This is a genomic window from Flavobacterium sp., assembly GCF_027482425.1.
Lineage (GTDB): Bacteria > Bacteroidota > Bacteroidia > Flavobacteriales > Flavobacteriaceae > Flavobacterium.
Map to the genome: position 1 here is coordinate 1 of NZ_JAIXWA010000078.1, position 17255 is coordinate 17255.

Here is a 17255-nt window from a genome sequence, read left to right on the forward strand (position 1 = left end):
GAGGATTCGCTCACATTAGGCTACCGCACTGGCAGCAGCAATCAGGTAGCGCAAGACGGACTAGTAATCATTACCCATGAAACCGGCGACTTAATCTTAATCGAAAGTTAAGAATTCAATCATACCATAAACTTTTCTTATACGTTATATTTACTATAGTTTATAATGTATGGAAAAGTTTCTCACCTTAGTACTGTTACTCGCTTCTATTTCTGTGGGTGCCCAAGAGGTTAAAACCATGGATGAAGCCCTCCAAAAGGCACAAGCGGGTTCGCACAAAATTTTATTGTTTTTCTCGGGTTCCGATTGGTGTGCCCCTTGCATCCAATTTAAGAAGAAGTTTGTTCAGGCCCCTGAATTTCAAGCCTTCGCCCAAAACCATTTGGTATTACTTCAAGTAGATTTCCCACGCTTACAAAAAAACAAGTTGCCGTTGGAACAAGAAAAAGCCAACGAATCGCTAGCCGATCAATTCAATCCCAAAGGCATTTTTCCTCTCATACTTGTCTTGGATGACCAACAAAAAATTCTAAAAAAATGGGAAGGCTTGCCGCAAGAATCCGTCGCCGATTTTATCAAAGCATTGCAATAAATAATGGTGTTCAAACAAACAGCCCGATTGATGGGCAACCACTTTGAATTTTCGCTTTTGGGAGAAACGGAGGCCGAAGTAGCACCCTATTTCGCGATGGCTATTGGCGAAATTCAACGTATTGAAGCTTTGTTTACGACCTTTTCGGAAACGAGTGTCACTGCAGCTATCAATCGCCAAGCCGGGATTGCTCCCGTGGAAGTTCCGGAAGAGGTTTTCCAACTCATTGCGCGCAGCCAGCACCTTTCCGCCATTACCCAAGGGGCTTTTGACCTAAGTTACGGCAGTATTGACAAACGGTTTTGGAATTTTGACACGCAAATGACCACCTTACCTGATCCTGAACTAGCCCTAAAGTCGGTAGCCCTCATCAATTACAAAAACATTCTTTTGGACGAAGCCAATCAAACGGTTATGCTGAAAAATAAAGGAATGCGCATTGGTTTTGGTGGCATTGGCAAAGGATATGCCGCCGAACGGGCCCGAATGCTCCTAAAAAAAGAAGGTATTTCGAGCGGCATCGTTAACGCCTCAGGAGACTTAGCCGCCTGGGGGCAACAAGAAAATGGGCAACCCTGGACCATTGGCGTTGCCGACCCCAATACCAAAAAAGCACTCTTTGCTGGTTTTCAAATCTCCGAAAAAGCCGTGGCTACCTCGGGCAACTATGAAAAGTACGTCATCATCAACGGCAAACGCTATTCCCACACCATCAACCCCAAAACAGGCTATCCTGTGAGCGGCATCAAAAGCGTTACCCTGATTGCTGACAATGCCGAAATTGCCGATGCACTCGCTACACCCGTGACTGTGATGGGAATCGATGTTGGACTCGATTTTATCAATCAATTGCCCTTTATTGGGTGCATCCTCATCGACGACCACAACCAAATATTCACTTCAAAAAACATTAAACTCGTATGAAAAAGTTCGTTATAGCAAGTCTTCTCGGCCTCGTCGCCACCTCCTGCTCGACCGTGAAAGAGTACCAAAAAGCAAAAATTAATGATGCCGAAATGGCACTAGCGCCCAAACCTACCGAAAAGTTCGAAAGCACCTTCCAATTATACCGCGAGGGAAGCTCGGGTGCCAATGGAGGAAAAACCGGCGGCGGATGCGGCTGTAATTAAGACCCCTGACTTATGAAAAAACGTATTATCACCGCGGCATTACTCGCCGTACTATTCCATCCGAAAGCCCAGGGACAATCGGATTCGACAAGTACCTACAAAAAACAAAAATTGAAAATCGAAGAGGTCAATTTCATTTCCAGTTATTACACTCAAACCGGTGACAATTCAGCGGTAACAGGCGGGAAAGGAACCGAAAAACTCACCGATATCGCGACGCAGTTTGAAGTCATCTTGACCAAAAAAGGCCGAGCGCAACGAAGCCACCAATTCAATTTTGCTTTGGGCGTGGATTCCTATACCTCCGCCTCGTCCGATAAAATTGACCCCAATTCCGTCACATCAGCCTCGTACCAAGACATGCGTGTGTATCCTTCGGGACAATACACCTATAAAAACGAGGAGAAAAACTATGCCGTAACCACGGGATTATCCGCCTCCGCCGAGTACGATTATATTTCCACAGGCGCCAATGTGGGGTTCATCAAAAACTCCAAAGACAACAACCGCGAGTTCTCCGCCAAAGCTTCTGTTTTTCTCGACACTTGGAAGGTCATTTTACCTATCGAACTCCGCGGTAATCCTTCGGACAATCAGGCGAATCATTTGGACTCGAAGCCGCGAAATTCCTATAACCTAGGCTTGGTCTATTCGCAAGTGGTTAATAAAGTTTTTCAAATATCCATCATGGCCGATATTGGCTACCAACAAGGACTCCTCGGCACCAAATTCAATCGGGTGTACTTCAACAATTTTGCAGTCGCCTCCGAAAAACTACCGGAAACGCGGTTCAAAATTCCCATCGGACTCCGGGCCAACTATTTTATGGGAGACCACTGGGTGTTTCGTTCGCTCTACCGCTACTACACCGACTCGTGGAATATTCAATCGCATACGTTCAGTTTCGAACCCGTGTACAAAATAAATGCCTTTTCATCACTGGCCTTCCCGTACCGGTTTTACACCCAAACGCAAGCCAAGTATTTTAAAGAAATCTTTCAACACACGCCGGGAACCGAATTTTATACGAGTGATTTCGACCTGTCGCAATTCTCCAGCCATATGTTCGGCCTTGCCTACCACAAAACCGATACCAATCGGGGGATTTTCAACATCAAACGCATTCATTCCCTCGAACTACGATACGGGTATTATACGCGAGATAACGGACTCTCCTCGCATATCCTCACGCTAGCGTTGCAGTTCAAATAACGTTGGCATAGCAAGAATTTCGCCACAGTCGTTGTCACTGTGGCGTTTTTTTTGGAGCAAGCAATTCCTCATTTTTACACAACCCTCCTCCCGCTTTCGGCAGTCGCTTTTCCGCCAAAGCTCCAAGAGCTCCCACAAGGCCTCAATCGGGGCTAAAATCAACCTTGCCTTTCAAAACCTTCCAAAACTCGTCCCTATTTCACCGGAATTATTCGTTATTTTTGTAGCCACACCCTCAAGGTAAAAATTGCCATTTCACTATGAAATTCCAAGTCATTTCCGATTACCAACCCACCGGCGATCAACCCCAAGCCATTACCAAATTGGCGGCAGGCATTGAAGCGGGGGAGAAATACCAAACCCTGCTCGGTGTCACCGGTTCAGGAAAAACGTTTACCGTGGCCAATGTGATTCAAGAAATCCAACGCCCTACCTTGGTATTGGCACACAATAAAACCCTGGCCGCTCAATTGTATTCGGAGTTCAAGCAGTTTTTCCCCAACAATTCGGTACAATATTTCGTTTCGTATTACGACTATTACCAACCCGAAGCCTATATTCCCGTAACGGGAACCTACATTGAAAAAGACTTATCGATCAACGAGGAGTTGGAAAAATTGCGTTTGAGCACAACTTCGGCGCTTCTTTCAGGACGTCGGGATGTGTTAGTCGTAGCTTCTGTTTCGTGTCTTTATGGAATCGGAAATCCCGTCGAATTTCAAAAAAACGTGATTTCCCTTCACCGCGACCAATCCATTTCCCGAACAAAATTATTGCACCGCTTGGTACAAAGTCTCTACGCCCGTACGGAAGCAGAGTTTACGCCGGGAACCTTTCGCATCAAAGGGGATACGGTTGAAATTTTTCCCAGCTACGCCGACGACCCGTTTCGGATTCACTTTTTTGGGGATGAAATCGAGGAAATTGAGTGTTTCGATCGAGCGTCCATGAAAGTGATCGAGCGCTACGACAAACTCAATATCTATCCCGCGAACATGTTTGTAACGTCGCCCGAAGTATTGCATGCGGCGATTTGGGATATCCAACAAGACTTGGTCAAACAAGTGGAGTATTTTAAAGAAATTGGGAAACACCTCGAAGCCAAACGCTTGGAAGAACGTACCAATTTTGACTTGGAAATGATTCGCGAATTGGGGTATTGCTCGGGTATCGAAAACTATTCCCGCTATTTGGACCGACGCCAACCCGGCACCCGTCCGTTCTGCTTGCTGGATTATTTCCCCGAAGATTATTTGATGGTCGTCGATGAAAGTCACGTGACCATCTCGCAAGTGCATGCCATGTATGGCGGTGACCGCAGTCGTAAGGAAAACTTGGTAGAATACGGTTTTCGCTTACCTGCTGCCATGGACAACCGACCTTTAAAGTTTGAAGAATTTGAAGCCCTGCAAAACCAAGTGATTTATGTTTCGGCCACGCCTGCGGATTACGAATTACAAAAAACAGAAGGCGTCTATGTCGAGCAAATTATTCGTCCCACAGGATTGTTGGATCCGATTATCGAAATTCGTCCCAGTCTCAACCAAATCGACGACTTGATTGAAGAAATTCAACAGCGTTGTGAAATAGATGAACGCACTTTAGTCACTACCTTGACCAAACGCATGGCGGAGGAATTGACAAAATATTTGACCAAAGTTTCCATCCGTTGCCGCTACATTCACAGCGATGTCGATACGCTGGAACGCGTGGAAATCATGCAAGATTTACGCAAAGGCTTGTTTGATGTGTTGATTGGAGTGAACTTACTCCGAGAGGGTTTGGACTTACCCGAAGTTTCCTTAGTTGCCATTTTGGATGCCGATAAAGAAGGTTTTTTACGCAGTCACCGTTCCCTCACCCAAACGGTGGGACGCGCCGCGCGAAATGTAAATGGAAAAGCCATTATGTATGCGGATAAAATAACGGCTTCGATGCAAAAAACGATTGACGAAACCAACTACCGTCGGGAAAAGCAAATGCATTACAACACGAAACACAACATCACACCGCAAGCCCTTACCAAAAAAATGAACAATCCGCTGACCAAAAACCAATTGGGAGGCACGTACAACTATGAGATCCCTGTAGCTAAAGCCGCCGAGCCCCAAACCGAGTATTTATCTAAATCCGAGATTGAGAAACGCATTCGCGATACCCGAAAAGAAATGGAAAAAGCAGCTAAGGAATTGGATTTCATGCAGGCAGCAAAACTCCGCGATGCGATTAAAGTGTTGGAAACCCAATTGGCGAAGGTATAATATCTTTCTATTTGTAACGTTCCCATTTCATGCGCTATCTATTTTTACTTTTCATTGCTGTTTCTAGTTTTGGTCAAACGAAAATCCAAATTTTAGATTCGATAACCCATCAGCCGGTTAGTTATGCCAACATTTGGAATGAAAAACAAATTATTCGAAATTCAGACTCTTTAGGGAATTTTGAAGCTTTAATTGCCGACAAGAAGCCGCTAAAAATTACGGCTATTGGCTATGAAGAAAAAGTAATTCGTTCGAATCAAAGTCCTATACTTTTAAAACCTGTTTCCTATCAACTCCATGAAGTTGTCATTCGTAAACCCAAAAACACCAATCCGATAGTAGTTACTAAAGCCAGTCGAAACGGACAGGCCTTTTTTGTTCAGTATGATGTAAAATCAGTATGTGTAGTCAAATTCATTAAAGGAGATACCAAACAAAAATTTCTAAAATCAGTAGCGTTCTTTACCCAAACAAGTGCAAGAAACCGTAAAATTGCCCTTATTTTTTATAGCGTAAACGCAAAAGGGGAACCGGGCGAACTTTTAAACACCGAAACCATAGTTTGTAATTTAAAAAAAGGGACAAAAGAAACGCGGGTGGATCTTGTGAACTATGCGATTGAACTTCCTAAAGAAGGGTTGTATGTGGGACTCCAACATTTATTGATTGAAGATAATAAAATGTACTCGCAAGATAAGAATGCCACACCGCTTTCATTTTTTTATGAACCCGGACTTTATTTTTCAGAAGATAGCGACACCAAAGATTCGTGGTGCTTTTATGATGAAAAATGGAAATTATATCCCACACGTTCCTTAAATTTAGGCGTTGAACTCACGGAATAATTGATGAACGAAACCCATTACCGCAAATTAGAACACATGTACCATTCGGGAGCGATTAATCAAAATAGCTACCCTGATGTTTGCCTGACTGTCTCCGAAGGTCGTGCGGAAATCACGATGACCGTACAACCCGATTATTTTCATGCCGGGCAATCGCTCCATGGTTCGGTCTATTTTAAAATGTTGGACGATGCTGCTTATTTTGCCGTCAATTCCCAAATCACCGATAGTTTTATCTACACGACGTCGTTTCATATCCAAATTTTACGACCCGTAAAAACAGGAATAATTAAAGCCATCGGAACCGTTCAGTTTGTTTCCCGCAATTTGTTCATCGGCGATGCTGTATTGTATGATGCCAAAGGACGGGAAGTGGCGCGGGGTTCGGGAAACTTTATGAAAAGTGGTTTGCCGTTGGATGAAAGCATTGGCTACCAATAAAAAAGCAACCCGAAGGATGCAATTTGGAGTGGTTAGAATTAATTACTACGTATTGTTTTATATCTCACGGAGAACCCTAAGATTTCTGATTTTTAATTGTGTTGCTCTTGAAATACTTCCAAAAGAAATTGAGGGGCAATCATTCGGTTGGGGGACGCTTCCATCGCTTTTAATACCCGTTTTATGGCGTGCGGATTCAAGCCCATATTGATACCGATTTCATGAATTTTGATGCGTTCCCGCTCGTGTAACACCCCATCGCAGTGCATTAACAAGGCCAAACGGTAAAACTGTTGGATGCGTTCAAACTCGGATTTAATGATTTCTGAACGGTGTTCTTCATGGAACAATTGTCGAAAATCTTCTTTAGAAACCCCTAATTCCGTGGCGACTATAGTCAAAAACGTATATTCACGTTCGTGCAATTCGCCATCGACAATAGCAAAAGCAATCATATCGGCCAATAAACTCATTTTCTCGGAAGCGGTATTCATGATTTCCGTATTTTTAGCTAAAATATAAAATATTCTTAAAATTGAGAACGCTACTGCTACGATTATGGGTTTTATGCGTTGGGATCTATGGTATGGGATATGCCCAACCCTCTACTGCGGCACTTCAACTGGAAGTCATTACGCTGGAAGCCCCACAATTGGCAACCTCTAAAACCATTCGAATTTATATCCCCAAAAACTATACACAAACAACACGACGCTATCCCGTACTCTACATGCCCGACGGTCAAAACCTTTTTGACACCAAAACGGCCTATGCTGGCGAATGGGGCATCGACGAAATCATGGACCAACAAAAAAATCCAGCAATCGTAGTCGGTATCGATCACGGGGGAGATAAACGTATCGAAGAACTCACTCCTTTTCCGCATGCGAAATATGGCGGTGGGAAAGGGGATGCCTTTTTGGCATTTATCGTAGAAACCTTGAAACCCTATATGGATAACCATTACCGCACCAAACCCGAGGCCAAACATACGGCCATTTTTGGGAGTTCGTTGGGAGGATTTATGGCGTTTTATGCCTCGATAAAATATCCAAACATTTTTGGAAAAGTAGGGTGTTTCTCCCCAGCATTTTGGATTAATCGGGAACCCTTAATACAACTTCTGGAGAAAACAACCCACTACAAAGCGCGAATCTATTTGATGTGCGGCGACCAAGAAGGTGATGACGATATGGTAAAAGACCTCAAAGCAATTGAGTTCTGGATTAATAGCCGCCGTTGCTCCTGTAAAAAAATGAATGTGAGTGCTATTATCGAAGGAGGACAACATAACGAAAAACTCTGGCGGGAACAGTTCGAAAAAGCGTACCTTTGGCTGTTTTGAATTTAGATTTTAGTGATTAGTCCCGAAACTTCGGGGGTGATTAGTGACTTATTACTAATTACTGACCACTGAATACTGAATACTAATTACTGTCCACTGAATACTGAATACTGAATACTGATTACTGAATACTGATTACTGAAAAAATGAATAACAACGATATATTTAAAAAACTCCGTGTGGCTTTGCAGTTGCGCGATGACCAAATTGTAGAAATACTTGAACTGGTGGATTTTCGCATTTCGAAAGGCGAATTGGGCAACTTTTTCCGGGATGCGGAACATCCGAAGTATATGGACTGTGGCGATCAAATTTTACGTAATTTCTTGAACGGCTTAATTATTCATTTACGCGGTACAAAAGACGCTCCGAAAAATCCGATGGAAGTCATTGCAACGCATAAGAAAACACCACCGAAGAAGGATGTGAGCGATAAACCAAAAGGTCCTGCTCCCAAGTCCTATGCCAAAAAACCCGCTAAAAAGTTCAATGCCAAACCCGTCATCGTGGAAAAAGTCAACTATAAAAACGGGAAGAACAAAGAAAAGTAATCCTTTCTTTTGTTAGAGTTTGCAACTCAAGTCACGCTGTGCCGTTTTATGACACCTACCTTTGGAATAGTCATTTAAAAACAACACCCGATAAAAAAATATGGGAGTAGAAGACCGTGCGATACGTTTGATTTTTGCCGCTGCTTTGGTTGTGCTCTATAGCAAGGGAATGATTACAGGAAGTTAGGCGTACTCGGATTGGTCTTTGCAGGTGTATTTAGTTAACGTCATTGGTACGTTTTTGTCACTATATCTGTTGCTACGCATCAATACCGTAAAAAAATAATTGATTAGAAATATTTTTAGAGGTGAATTAACCCGTCAAAACTAGAGCCTATATTAACTTGTCATTTAAAACAAGATTATTTTAATAGTACCTCCACACTAAGGATAGCAGTGAAAAGCCCGGATGCCAGAGTTTACGGAGGCAACGGACTTGTAACGGATAGCCTGACCCCGAGGGCGTAAAACAAGCTTGAAAAGCGTAGTTTTTACCCTTCGGGGGAGTGCCCTTAAAGAAAATTGATAACTTGATGTCAAAAAAAATCCCGATACTATACGAATCGGGATTTTTTATTTGAATTATAGAGTAATCGTTTACGACAAAGCCGCTTTCACTTGGTCGGCAGCTTCTTGGAACTGTACTGCCGATAAAATAGGCATTCCAGAGTTGTCAATCAATTCTTTGGCTACCTCAGCATTGGTTCCTTGCAGACGCACAATAATCGGTACTTTGATCTCGTCACCCATATTTTTGTAGGCATCCACTACCCCTTGCGCCACACGGTCACAACGTACGATACCTCCAAAAATATTGATTAAAATTGCTTTTACATTGGGATCTTTCAAGATGATACGGAAGGCGGTTTCTACACGTTTCGCATCGGCTGTTCCTCCTACGTCCAAGAAGTTTGCGGGTTCAAAACCGGCATACTTAATCAAGTCCATCGTCGCCATCGCCAATCCGGCACCGTTTACCATACACCCAACGGTTCCATCCAAATCCACATAGTTTAATCCGGCTTCTTTCGCCTCTACTTCGATCGGATTCTCTTCACGGATGTCACGCATTTCGGCAATTGCCGCTTGACGGTACAAAGCGTTATCATCGATGTTTACTTTGGCATCGACAGCTAAGATTTTATTATCGGATGTTTTCAACACGGGATTGATTTCAAACAACGAAGCATCGCTGTTGACATAGGCCGTATACAAAGAATCTACGAATTTCACCATTTCTTTAAACGCGTTGCCTGACAACCCTAAGTTGAACGCAATACGACGCGCTTGAAACCCTTGTAATCCAATATTCGGATCGATTTCTTCGGTGAAGATCAAGTGGGGAGTTTTCTCAGCCACTTCCTCAATATCCATCCCTCCTTCGGTGGAATACATTATCATATTGCGTCCCGTACCACGGTTCAACAATACCGACATATAGAATTCAGAAACTTCACTTTCTCCAGGGTAGTATACATCTTCCGCAATCAATACTTTATGCACTTTTTTCCCTTCAGGTGGGGTTTGCGGCGTAATCAACATCATGCCGATAATTTGTTCAGAGATTTCAGTGACTTGGTCTAAATTTTTTGCCAATTTCACTCCGCCTCCTTTACCGCGGCCTCCTGCGTGAATTTGCGCTTTCACCACATACCAAGACGTTCCGGTATCGGCCGTTAATTGTTTGGCAGCAGCAACCGCCTCTACTGGATTGTTTGCTACGATGCCGCGCTGTACGCGAACGCCGTATTTTGCCAAAATCTCTTTCCCCTGATATTCGTGTATGTTCATAGTACTGTAATATGTTTAGTTGCGCTCGGACAGCGTCCGAAATTAAGTGCCACAAATGTAAAGAAATCGCCCCAAACAAAAAAGAAATGTATATTAATTTAGTAAGTTTTTTGGAGCTATTCCCGCTTTCGACTTTATCTATTTTTTGGGCCCAATCGCAGCGTCCAAAAAGCCAAAAAAATAGGATATCGGGGCTACCTGCTTGACGGAAGACAGGTCGGGGCTAAAAAAAGTTCGTTTTCTCAATCCAGCCTATCCTTTGTAAAAATCCCATAAATCCGCACGGCGATTGACTTCCCGTGGGGTTTATGGTACCTTTGTGGGATGTTACATCAATCACTACACCTCAGCGAATGGTGAATCCAATCCCCCCACACCCCAGAAGAACCCGCAAAAATGTAAATTAAAAGTTTATTTTGGGTGATCACTTTGAAATCCACAAAATGAACCAAAAAATAGAGCGCTGTATTGCCAGGATGTTCTTTAGAGCAAACTTCAAAGAAATCTGGCGCACACCGACAAGGATAAAAGAAGAATTGATCAAAATGATTCATAGTGACAAATGAATACCTGTAGCGCATTCTGTCAACAAAGAAAACCCCATGGCATCCCCATCCAAAAAGTCGTTGGGCAAAAGGAATTGCTTCAATCCAATAGTAAGACTGAGGCACTCCCAATGAAATTAAGATAATGTCTTTAACATATCGTTGGAAAACCAACGCTTTAATTCGTAAGCTCTCGTGGTAAAATTTTTATCCGTACTCAAAGACTTACATTCGAGCCTAAATACAAAAAAACCTTTGAATAATGGACTTTTATGCGTTTAACATCAATTTATGACTAACGGAAAAGTTCGGGTAAAATGTCACAACTGGAACCGTTGGGAAAGGTAATTTGCAACTTCTGACTCAAGGTAGGTGCGATTTGTGTAATGTATCGTTTTTCGTAACTCTGTCCTTGCGGAATTTTCCATCCGAAAAACAGCAGCGGAACATGGGTATCATAAGCATAGGGTGTGCCATGGGATGTTCCTGTAGGGCCGTATTCAATAAATCCAGGTTCGTCCAAAACCACAAGCTGTCCATTTTCTCGCGGATCATACCCACGCGCAATCATCATTTTATAATAATCACCCTCACAGGCTTGTTGGATATCCTGCTGATTAAATACTGCTTTGACATGCGGTTGCTTCTGCAAGTAATTCATAAACTTCGCTTCTACCACGGCATAGTCCAAGGCTTTTTCTCGAATTTTAGCCTCATCCAAATACACATTAAAATTGGAGTAATTTAAAACAAAGTTTTCGCCAAAAGTTTCTTGGGAAAAGGCTTTCAGTCCTGCACCGATGGCTTTATAATCCAAATTCGTGACCGCATATTGCTTGGTGCGTAAAAAAACTGCATTTTCGGCACAAGCGTGATCGGCAGTAAGGAACACCAGGTATTGATTTTTCCCTACCGTTTTATCCAAAAAATCCAAAAAATCAGAAATCGTTTGATCCAAACGTAAGTAAGTATCCTGTAATTCCATAGAACGAGCGCCCATGATGTGCCCCACATAATCCGTTGACGAAAAACTAACGGCGAGGAAATCGGTAATAGCATCTTTTCCTAAGCCTTCATTTTCGATAGCTTTTTTGGCAAACTCAGCCAAGTAATCATTTCCAAACGGCGTGGCGCGCAACACCCCGGCATCATTTTTATCATACATCGCCTTCAAGTCATAGGGAAAAACAGGCTTGTCTACCCCATACAATTTGCCTTCATAGGGTGAATCGTCTGGATCACTCTCGTTGTATACTTCTGGGGCTTTGTAGAGTTTCCAACCTTCATTAAGGTACTTGATATAGCCCTTTTGCGCATTAAATGCCGTAACCCAATTGGGAAGTTGTGCCCCGTAAAACGAACTCGAAATAAACTGTCCCGATTTATTATACCAAAACGCCCAATTGGCAAAATGGCCCGCCGGTAAAATAGCGCCGCGATCTTTGATACTAAGTCCGATAACTTTTCCATGAAATTGGGTTGCCATGCGCAATTCATCGGTGATGGTGGTGGCTTTTAAATTTTTGGGCGACATCAACCCTTCTTTTCCAGCGCCTTCTCCCAAAGGGGTAACCGACGCATCATCGGTACAGTAGCGTTCTTTCCCAGTGCTGCGACTAAACCACTCGTTACTAACAATACCGTGAACTGATGGTGTTGAACCCGTATAAACGCTCGCATGCCCTGGGGCTGTGTACGTGGGCATATAATTGAAATGGGCGTTGTGGAAGGTGTATCCTTGGCGCATCAAGCGTTTGAAACCGGTTTCGGTAAAATCATTCTGAAATCGGTATAAATACTCCATCCGCATTTGATCGACCACGATACCAACAACCAACTTTGGGCGTTCTTGAGCGTGAAGGGTTCCAAAAATCCCGAAAAGGAGAGCGATGTATTTTTTCATCGGTTAAAAAAGTATGCGTTCTTGTTGCGCCGCCTTAAAATCGCGGATGATTTCGTCAATAATTTCAGCTACGGGTTTGATCTCGTTGAGCAACCCTGCAATTTGTCCAATTTCCAATTCACCTTCTACCAAATCGCCTTCAAACATCCCGCGTTTGGCGCGTGCTCTTCCCAACAACGCTTTTAATTCCTCCTCAGACGGACATTGTTTGTACAAGGCTTGTAAATCGGTGTAAAATTTATTTTTTAACAATCGAACTGGCGCCAATTCTTTTAAGGTCAGTACGGTATCGCCTTCTTGCGAGTCAATAACGGATTGCTTAAAGGCATCATGCGCTGAACTTTCGATAGAGGCGACAAATCGACTGCCCATTTGAACCCCATCGGCACCCAAAGTCATGGCCGCCAGCATTCCCCGTCCCGTAGCTATACCACCCGCGGCTATTAAAGGGAGTGTGAGTTGTGCCCGCACCATGGGAATCAAGGTAAACGTTGTGGTCTCCTCGCGGCCGTTATGTCCTCCCGCTTCAAAACCTTCTGCTACAATCGCATCGACACCTGCCTCTTGGGCTTTGAGGGCAAATTTGGAACTGCTCACCACATGCACTACCGTGATACCGTGTTCTTTTAAAAATGCGGTCCACGTTTTGGGGTTTCCTGCCGAAGTAAAAACAATTTTCACGCCTTCTTCGACAATGATTTGCATAATCTCTTCAATATTGGGGTACAATAAAGGAACGTTAACACCAAATGGGCGATCGGTTGCTTGTTTGCATTTTTGAATATGGGTGCGCAACACGTCGGGATACATCGAACCCGCTCCAATGAGCCCTAGTCCGCCGGCGTTACTGACAGCACTGGCCAATTTGTATCCTGAATTCCAAATCATTCCTCCTTGAATGATTGGGTAATTTATGTTAAATAGTTGGGTAATGCGATTCATTGAAAAATGCTAATTACGGTTTTATAAGTTTCCCAGTAGAGGTTTGCGCACCACTTTGAAGCATGTAGGTGAACCAACCGGCGGGGAAATCTGCTAAGTCAACAATAGTTTGGCCTGAAGTGATAGGTGTTTCTCGGACTAATTGTCCTAAGGCGTTAAACAATTTTAAAGTTGTAGGTGCAACAAAATCTCCTTGAATCGTGACCTTATCTTGGAAAGGATTGGGGTACACTTTTACGGAAGACGTTGAAAATGAAGCAACCGACAAGGCATTGGATAAAGCTGCTGCAAAGTCAGGCACACCATAACCGTATTCCATGGTAGGATTTGTAAAACGATCGGCAGATTGCTTCACCAAGTCCACCACTTGCTGGTTGGTTAATTGAGGTACAGCGGCCCAAAAACAAGCAATGGATCCCGAAATAAGGGGACAAGATAAAGAGGTCCCGCTTAAATACGTAAAATCTCCTTGGGGCGTACACACTGCGGCGCCTACCCCTCGGGCCATCAAGTCGGGTTTTACACGGCCATCAAAAGTGGGGCCTATCGAACTAAAACTGGCGCGAAACTCCATGGAGTCCACAGCACCAATTGCTAAAGCATGCGTTGCTTCGGCGGGAACAGCGACATAAGGCGCCGTAGAATTCCCCGAATTACCGGCACTCACCACGACAACCATTCCTTTCGAAAAGGCTTTATTAGCGCCTTGGGAAGCAAAAGCTTGATTGCCTGTAAGGTTGCTGTAGGTATAACTGTAAGCGGGATTATCATAACCATAATACCCCAAAGAACTGCTTATGATGTCGCAGCCCAAGCGATCGGCTTCTTCGGCGGCTTGCACCCAATAACTTTCCTCTACAGGATTCTCCTCCATGACGTCTTCGGTTATAAACAGGTAATAACTCGCTGTGGGAGCTGTACCTACCAAAATGCCATCAGTTACGGCTGCCATTGAAGAAAGGACTAAGGTTCCATGGTTATGCAAATCGAAGACGTTGGTCGATTGGGATACATAATTATAACCGCCCAGATAACGATTTTGACTAAACAATGATTGAAAAGGCGGTGCATTGTCGACCCCTTGGAAACCCGAATCTAATACGGCAATGATTTTCCCAGCTCCTGCATGATTTTGTTGATGTAGCAAATGCGTGTTCAACATCGTGACTTGGTTTTGAGCATTCCCATACGAATAGGTAGTTTGCAACGCCATTGTCTTCGGCTGTATGGTGGGTGCTTGTGTCGTGCTTTTGGCATTGAGTTGCGGATTGGCAAAAACGATGCGCTCCACAAAAGGCAAAGACGCCAACCCTTGAATCGCAGTTATCGAGCCCCGAACATGGATGCAGTTCATCCATTTGGATTGGGCTTTATAGGTGATTCCAGGAACATTAGAAATGGTCTCAATGTAGGTGGCTTCAACAGGAACGTCATCAAGCGATAACGGAATATTTTGTTGGACTCTTCGGTCCAAAGCGCGTTGCGTCAACATGGTTAAGGGCGCATCAAAATAGGCTTGGGCATTGGGCTTATCCGTAAAATAAACCCGTGCATCTTCTTGTGCCCAACTAAAAGTAGAAATCCAAAATAAAATAAGGAACAGGTTTCGCATAGCAATAAGGCTTTGGAATCAAAAATACAAATAATTGCGCGGGACGAATGTTAATTTAAGAAGAAATTACCCCGGAACCCAGCAATTCCTCTCCCTGATACCATGCTGCAAACTGTCCCTGAGTAATGGCCGATTGAGGCGATTCAAACGCAATGTATACACCTGATTCAAACTGGTATAAGGTTGCTTTTTGCAGTGGCTGACGGTAGCGAATACGGACTTCGACTTGAATCGATTCCCCATTATTGAGCCTCAAATCCTCTCGAATCCAATGCACCTCGTGAGGTTGAATGTGGAGCGCTTGACGAAATAAACCGGGATGTTGCTGTCCTTGTCCCGTATAAATAATATTTTCTTTTACATCAGAGGCGATAATAAATAAGGGGTCAACCGTACCGCCAACATTCAAGCCTTTACGTTGGCCAATCGTAAAGTAATGGGCGCCTTGGTGTTGTCCCACTTTTTTGCCTTGAGTAATCGTGTAGGTAAACGGTTTAGCTTGTAACTGCAATAAATCCTCCAGAGCAATTCCTTCGGGAAGGGGTTGTTGGTAACATGGATCGGTAGCTAGAATTTCGATAATACTCCCTTCTTTGGGTTGCAATTGTTGTTGTAAAAATTCGGGCAAACGCACTTTTCCGATGAAACATAGGCCTTGCGAATCCTTTTTCTCGGCGGTTACTAAGTCCATTTTTGTAGCAATTTCACGCACCTCGGGTTTGGTCAAATCGCCAATAGGAAACAACGCCTTGGCCAATTGCGCTTGCGAGAGTTGACAGAGGAAATAGGACTGGTCTTTATTTCTATCGACTCCTGCCAACAATTGGTGGACTTCTTTGCCGTCGACTTCGAGTGTCGCTTTACGGCAGTAATGACCCGTAGCGACGAAGTCGGCACCCAAATCAAGAGCAATACGCATAAAGACGTCGAACTTGATTTCGCGATTACACAAAACATCGGGATTGGGTGTACGTCCGTTTTCGTACTCGTTGAACATATAGTTCACAATACGCTCTTTGTACTCGGCACTGAGATCAACAGTTTGGAAGGGAATACCCAGTTTTTCAGCTACCAATAAGGCATCGTTGCTGTCCTCCAACCAAGGACATTCGTTGGAAATCGTCACGGAATCATCATGCCAGTTTTTCATAAAAAGGCCGATGACGTCATAGCCTTGTTCTTTCAATACGTATGCGGCTACGCTAGAATCGACTCCTCCCGATAAACCCACTACGACACGTTTCATACTTTATTTTTATGCAAAGGTACGGGAAAAAGTTATGAGTTATGAGCCTGTTACAGGAGAGGAATTAAAGGGCGTTACTCGCGGTCTTCTTCACGAGTGATGGGTTTTTTGACAAATTTGCGAACTTTTTGCTTTCCCATATCTTTTTTAACTAGTTTTCCTTTTTCCAAAACCTCCCAGATGCCCTCTTTTTTGCCTTTAACAAAAGTTCCTCGGGCAGCAATCTTGTTATCGGCCGTGCGAAATACCGCGGGGCCGTCATATTCACCATTTTTATAAGTACTTTCCTCTAGTACCAATCCTTGCTCAGTAATTTTGCGGTACACCCCTTCGCGCAGACCATTTTTGAAACCACATTCCTCAGCTAAGGTCCCGCTTTTATAAAAAACTTTGCGCGTACCGTTTAACTTGCCTTTCACATAGAATTCTAATGTCATGATTTGAGGCGAATCTTCATGGTAAAATTTCCATTCGCCTTCTTCCAAGCGATTGACCAATTTACCCTCACTGACTTTGTTGCCTTTGGGGGTATACACAATCGTATAGCAGGAATTGTCCTTGGGATTGAACTCGCGCGTGGCTATAACGGAGCCTTCTTTGGTATTGTCAAAAAAGCGAAAAGTACCCACCTCTTTACCATGCTCAAAGGTTCCTTCATAGCGGGGGCGCCCAGTATCGGCATAGGTTCCTTTCCAAATTCCATGTTTCTTTCCTTGTGCATCCAGCTGATTAATGGATTGGGCACAAAGCCATTGAACACACATACAAAAAAGGAGAAGGTAGCGCATAAATAAATGTTTAGTTATAAAACGAAAAAAAACCTCTTTTCGTACACAAAT

17 protein-coding genes and 1 pseudogene are annotated in these 17255 nt (G+C 43.6%); 10 read left to right on the forward strand and 8 right to left on the reverse strand.

Features of this window, described 5'->3' with window-relative positions; all coding sequences use genetic code 11:
- The 8 genes and pseudogenes from Q0037_RS11285 to Q0037_RS11320 all read left to right on the forward strand — a co-directional run.
- A pseudogene (locus tag Q0037_RS11285) lies at positions 1-111 on the forward strand (thiamine diphosphokinase); the annotation flags it as partial.
- Positions 112-169: 58 nt separating this feature from the next.
- Positions 170-592 (forward strand): thioredoxin family protein, encoded by a 423-nt coding sequence (locus tag Q0037_RS11290; protein ID WP_297518431.1) that lies wholly within the window; start codon positions 170-172, stop codon positions 590-592.
- 3 nt (positions 593-595) lie between these two features.
- A complete protein-coding gene (locus tag Q0037_RS11295) occupies positions 596-1516 on the forward strand; it encodes an FAD:protein FMN transferase (RefSeq protein ID WP_297518433.1) in 921 nt (306 codons plus the stop codon).
- Positions 1513-1722 (forward strand): DUF4266 domain-containing protein, encoded by a 210-nt coding sequence (locus tag Q0037_RS11300; protein ID WP_297518435.1) that lies wholly within the window; start codon positions 1513-1515, stop codon positions 1720-1722. Before Q0037_RS11295 ends, Q0037_RS11300 begins: the two co-directional genes overlap by 4 nt.
- A 12-nt stretch (positions 1723-1734) precedes the next feature.
- A complete protein-coding gene (locus tag Q0037_RS11305; RefSeq protein WP_297518437.1) occupies positions 1735-2934 on the forward strand; it encodes a DUF3570 domain-containing protein in 1200 nt (399 codons plus the stop codon).
- Between the two features lie 260 nt (positions 2935-3194).
- Complete coding sequence (gene uvrB, locus Q0037_RS11310; RefSeq protein ID WP_297518439.1) at positions 3195-5195, forward strand: excinuclease ABC subunit UvrB; 2001 nt, start codon at positions 3195-3197, stop codon at positions 5193-5195.
- A 29-nt stretch (positions 5196-5224) separates the two neighbouring features.
- Positions 5225-6040, forward strand: a complete 816-nt coding sequence (locus Q0037_RS11315) for a hypothetical protein (RefSeq protein ID WP_297518441.1) — start codon at positions 5225-5227, stop codon at positions 6038-6040.
- A gap of 3 nt (positions 6041-6043) precedes the next feature.
- On the forward strand, positions 6044-6481 hold the full coding sequence (locus Q0037_RS11320; protein WP_297518443.1) for a PaaI family thioesterase: 438 nt from the start codon (positions 6044-6046) through the stop codon (positions 6479-6481).
- 92 nt (positions 6482-6573) lie between these two features.
- On the opposite strand, the gene Q0037_RS11325 is transcribed toward Q0037_RS11320, so the two are convergent.
- Positions 6574-6975: a TerB family tellurite resistance protein gene (locus Q0037_RS11325; RefSeq protein ID WP_297518445.1), complete on the reverse strand. Its 402-nt coding sequence runs from the start codon at positions 6973-6975 to the stop codon at positions 6574-6576.
- Positions 6976-7016: 41 nt separating this feature from the next.
- Between Q0037_RS11325 and Q0037_RS11330 the strand changes: the two genes are divergently transcribed.
- A complete protein-coding gene (locus tag Q0037_RS11330) occupies positions 7017-7826 on the forward strand; it encodes an alpha/beta hydrolase-fold protein (protein ID WP_297518447.1) in 810 nt (269 codons plus the stop codon).
- A 146-nt stretch (positions 7827-7972) separates the two neighbouring features.
- Positions 7973-8377, forward strand: coding sequence for a DUF1456 family protein (locus Q0037_RS11335; protein WP_297518449.1), 405 nt, complete (start codon positions 7973-7975; stop codon positions 8375-8377).
- A gap of 597 nt (positions 8378-8974) precedes the next feature.
- Here the strand turns inward: Q0037_RS11335 and sucC are convergent.
- The 7 genes from sucC to Q0037_RS11370 form a co-directional block, all read right to left on the reverse strand.
- Positions 8975-10168, reverse strand: coding sequence for an ADP-forming succinate--CoA ligase subunit beta (gene sucC / locus Q0037_RS11340; protein ID WP_297518451.1), 1194 nt, complete (start codon positions 10166-10168; stop codon positions 8975-8977).
- 332 nt (positions 10169-10500) lie between these two features.
- Complete coding sequence (locus Q0037_RS11345) at positions 10501-10839, reverse strand: hypothetical protein (protein WP_297518453.1); 339 nt, start codon at positions 10837-10839, stop codon at positions 10501-10503.
- 169 nt (positions 10840-11008) lie between these two features.
- Positions 11009-12616, reverse strand: coding sequence for an alkaline phosphatase PafA (gene pafA / locus Q0037_RS11350; RefSeq protein ID WP_297518454.1), 1608 nt, complete (start codon positions 12614-12616; stop codon positions 11009-11011).
- A 3-nt stretch (positions 12617-12619) separates the two neighbouring features.
- Positions 12620-13558: a nitronate monooxygenase gene (locus Q0037_RS11355; protein WP_297518456.1), complete on the reverse strand. Its 939-nt coding sequence runs from the start codon at positions 13556-13558 to the stop codon at positions 12620-12622.
- A gap of 13 nt (positions 13559-13571) precedes the next feature.
- Complete coding sequence (locus Q0037_RS11360; RefSeq protein WP_297518458.1) at positions 13572-15170, reverse strand: S8 family serine peptidase; 1599 nt, start codon at positions 15168-15170, stop codon at positions 13572-13574.
- A 55-nt stretch (positions 15171-15225) separates the two neighbouring features.
- Positions 15226-16416: a tRNA 2-thiouridine(34) synthase MnmA gene (gene mnmA / locus Q0037_RS11365; RefSeq protein ID WP_297518460.1), complete on the reverse strand. Its 1191-nt coding sequence runs from the start codon at positions 16414-16416 to the stop codon at positions 15226-15228.
- A 74-nt stretch (positions 16417-16490) separates the two neighbouring features.
- Positions 16491-17204 (reverse strand): hypothetical protein, encoded by a 714-nt coding sequence (locus Q0037_RS11370; RefSeq protein WP_297518462.1) that lies wholly within the window; start codon positions 17202-17204, stop codon positions 16491-16493.
- Between the last annotated feature and the right edge of the window lie 51 nt (positions 17205-17255).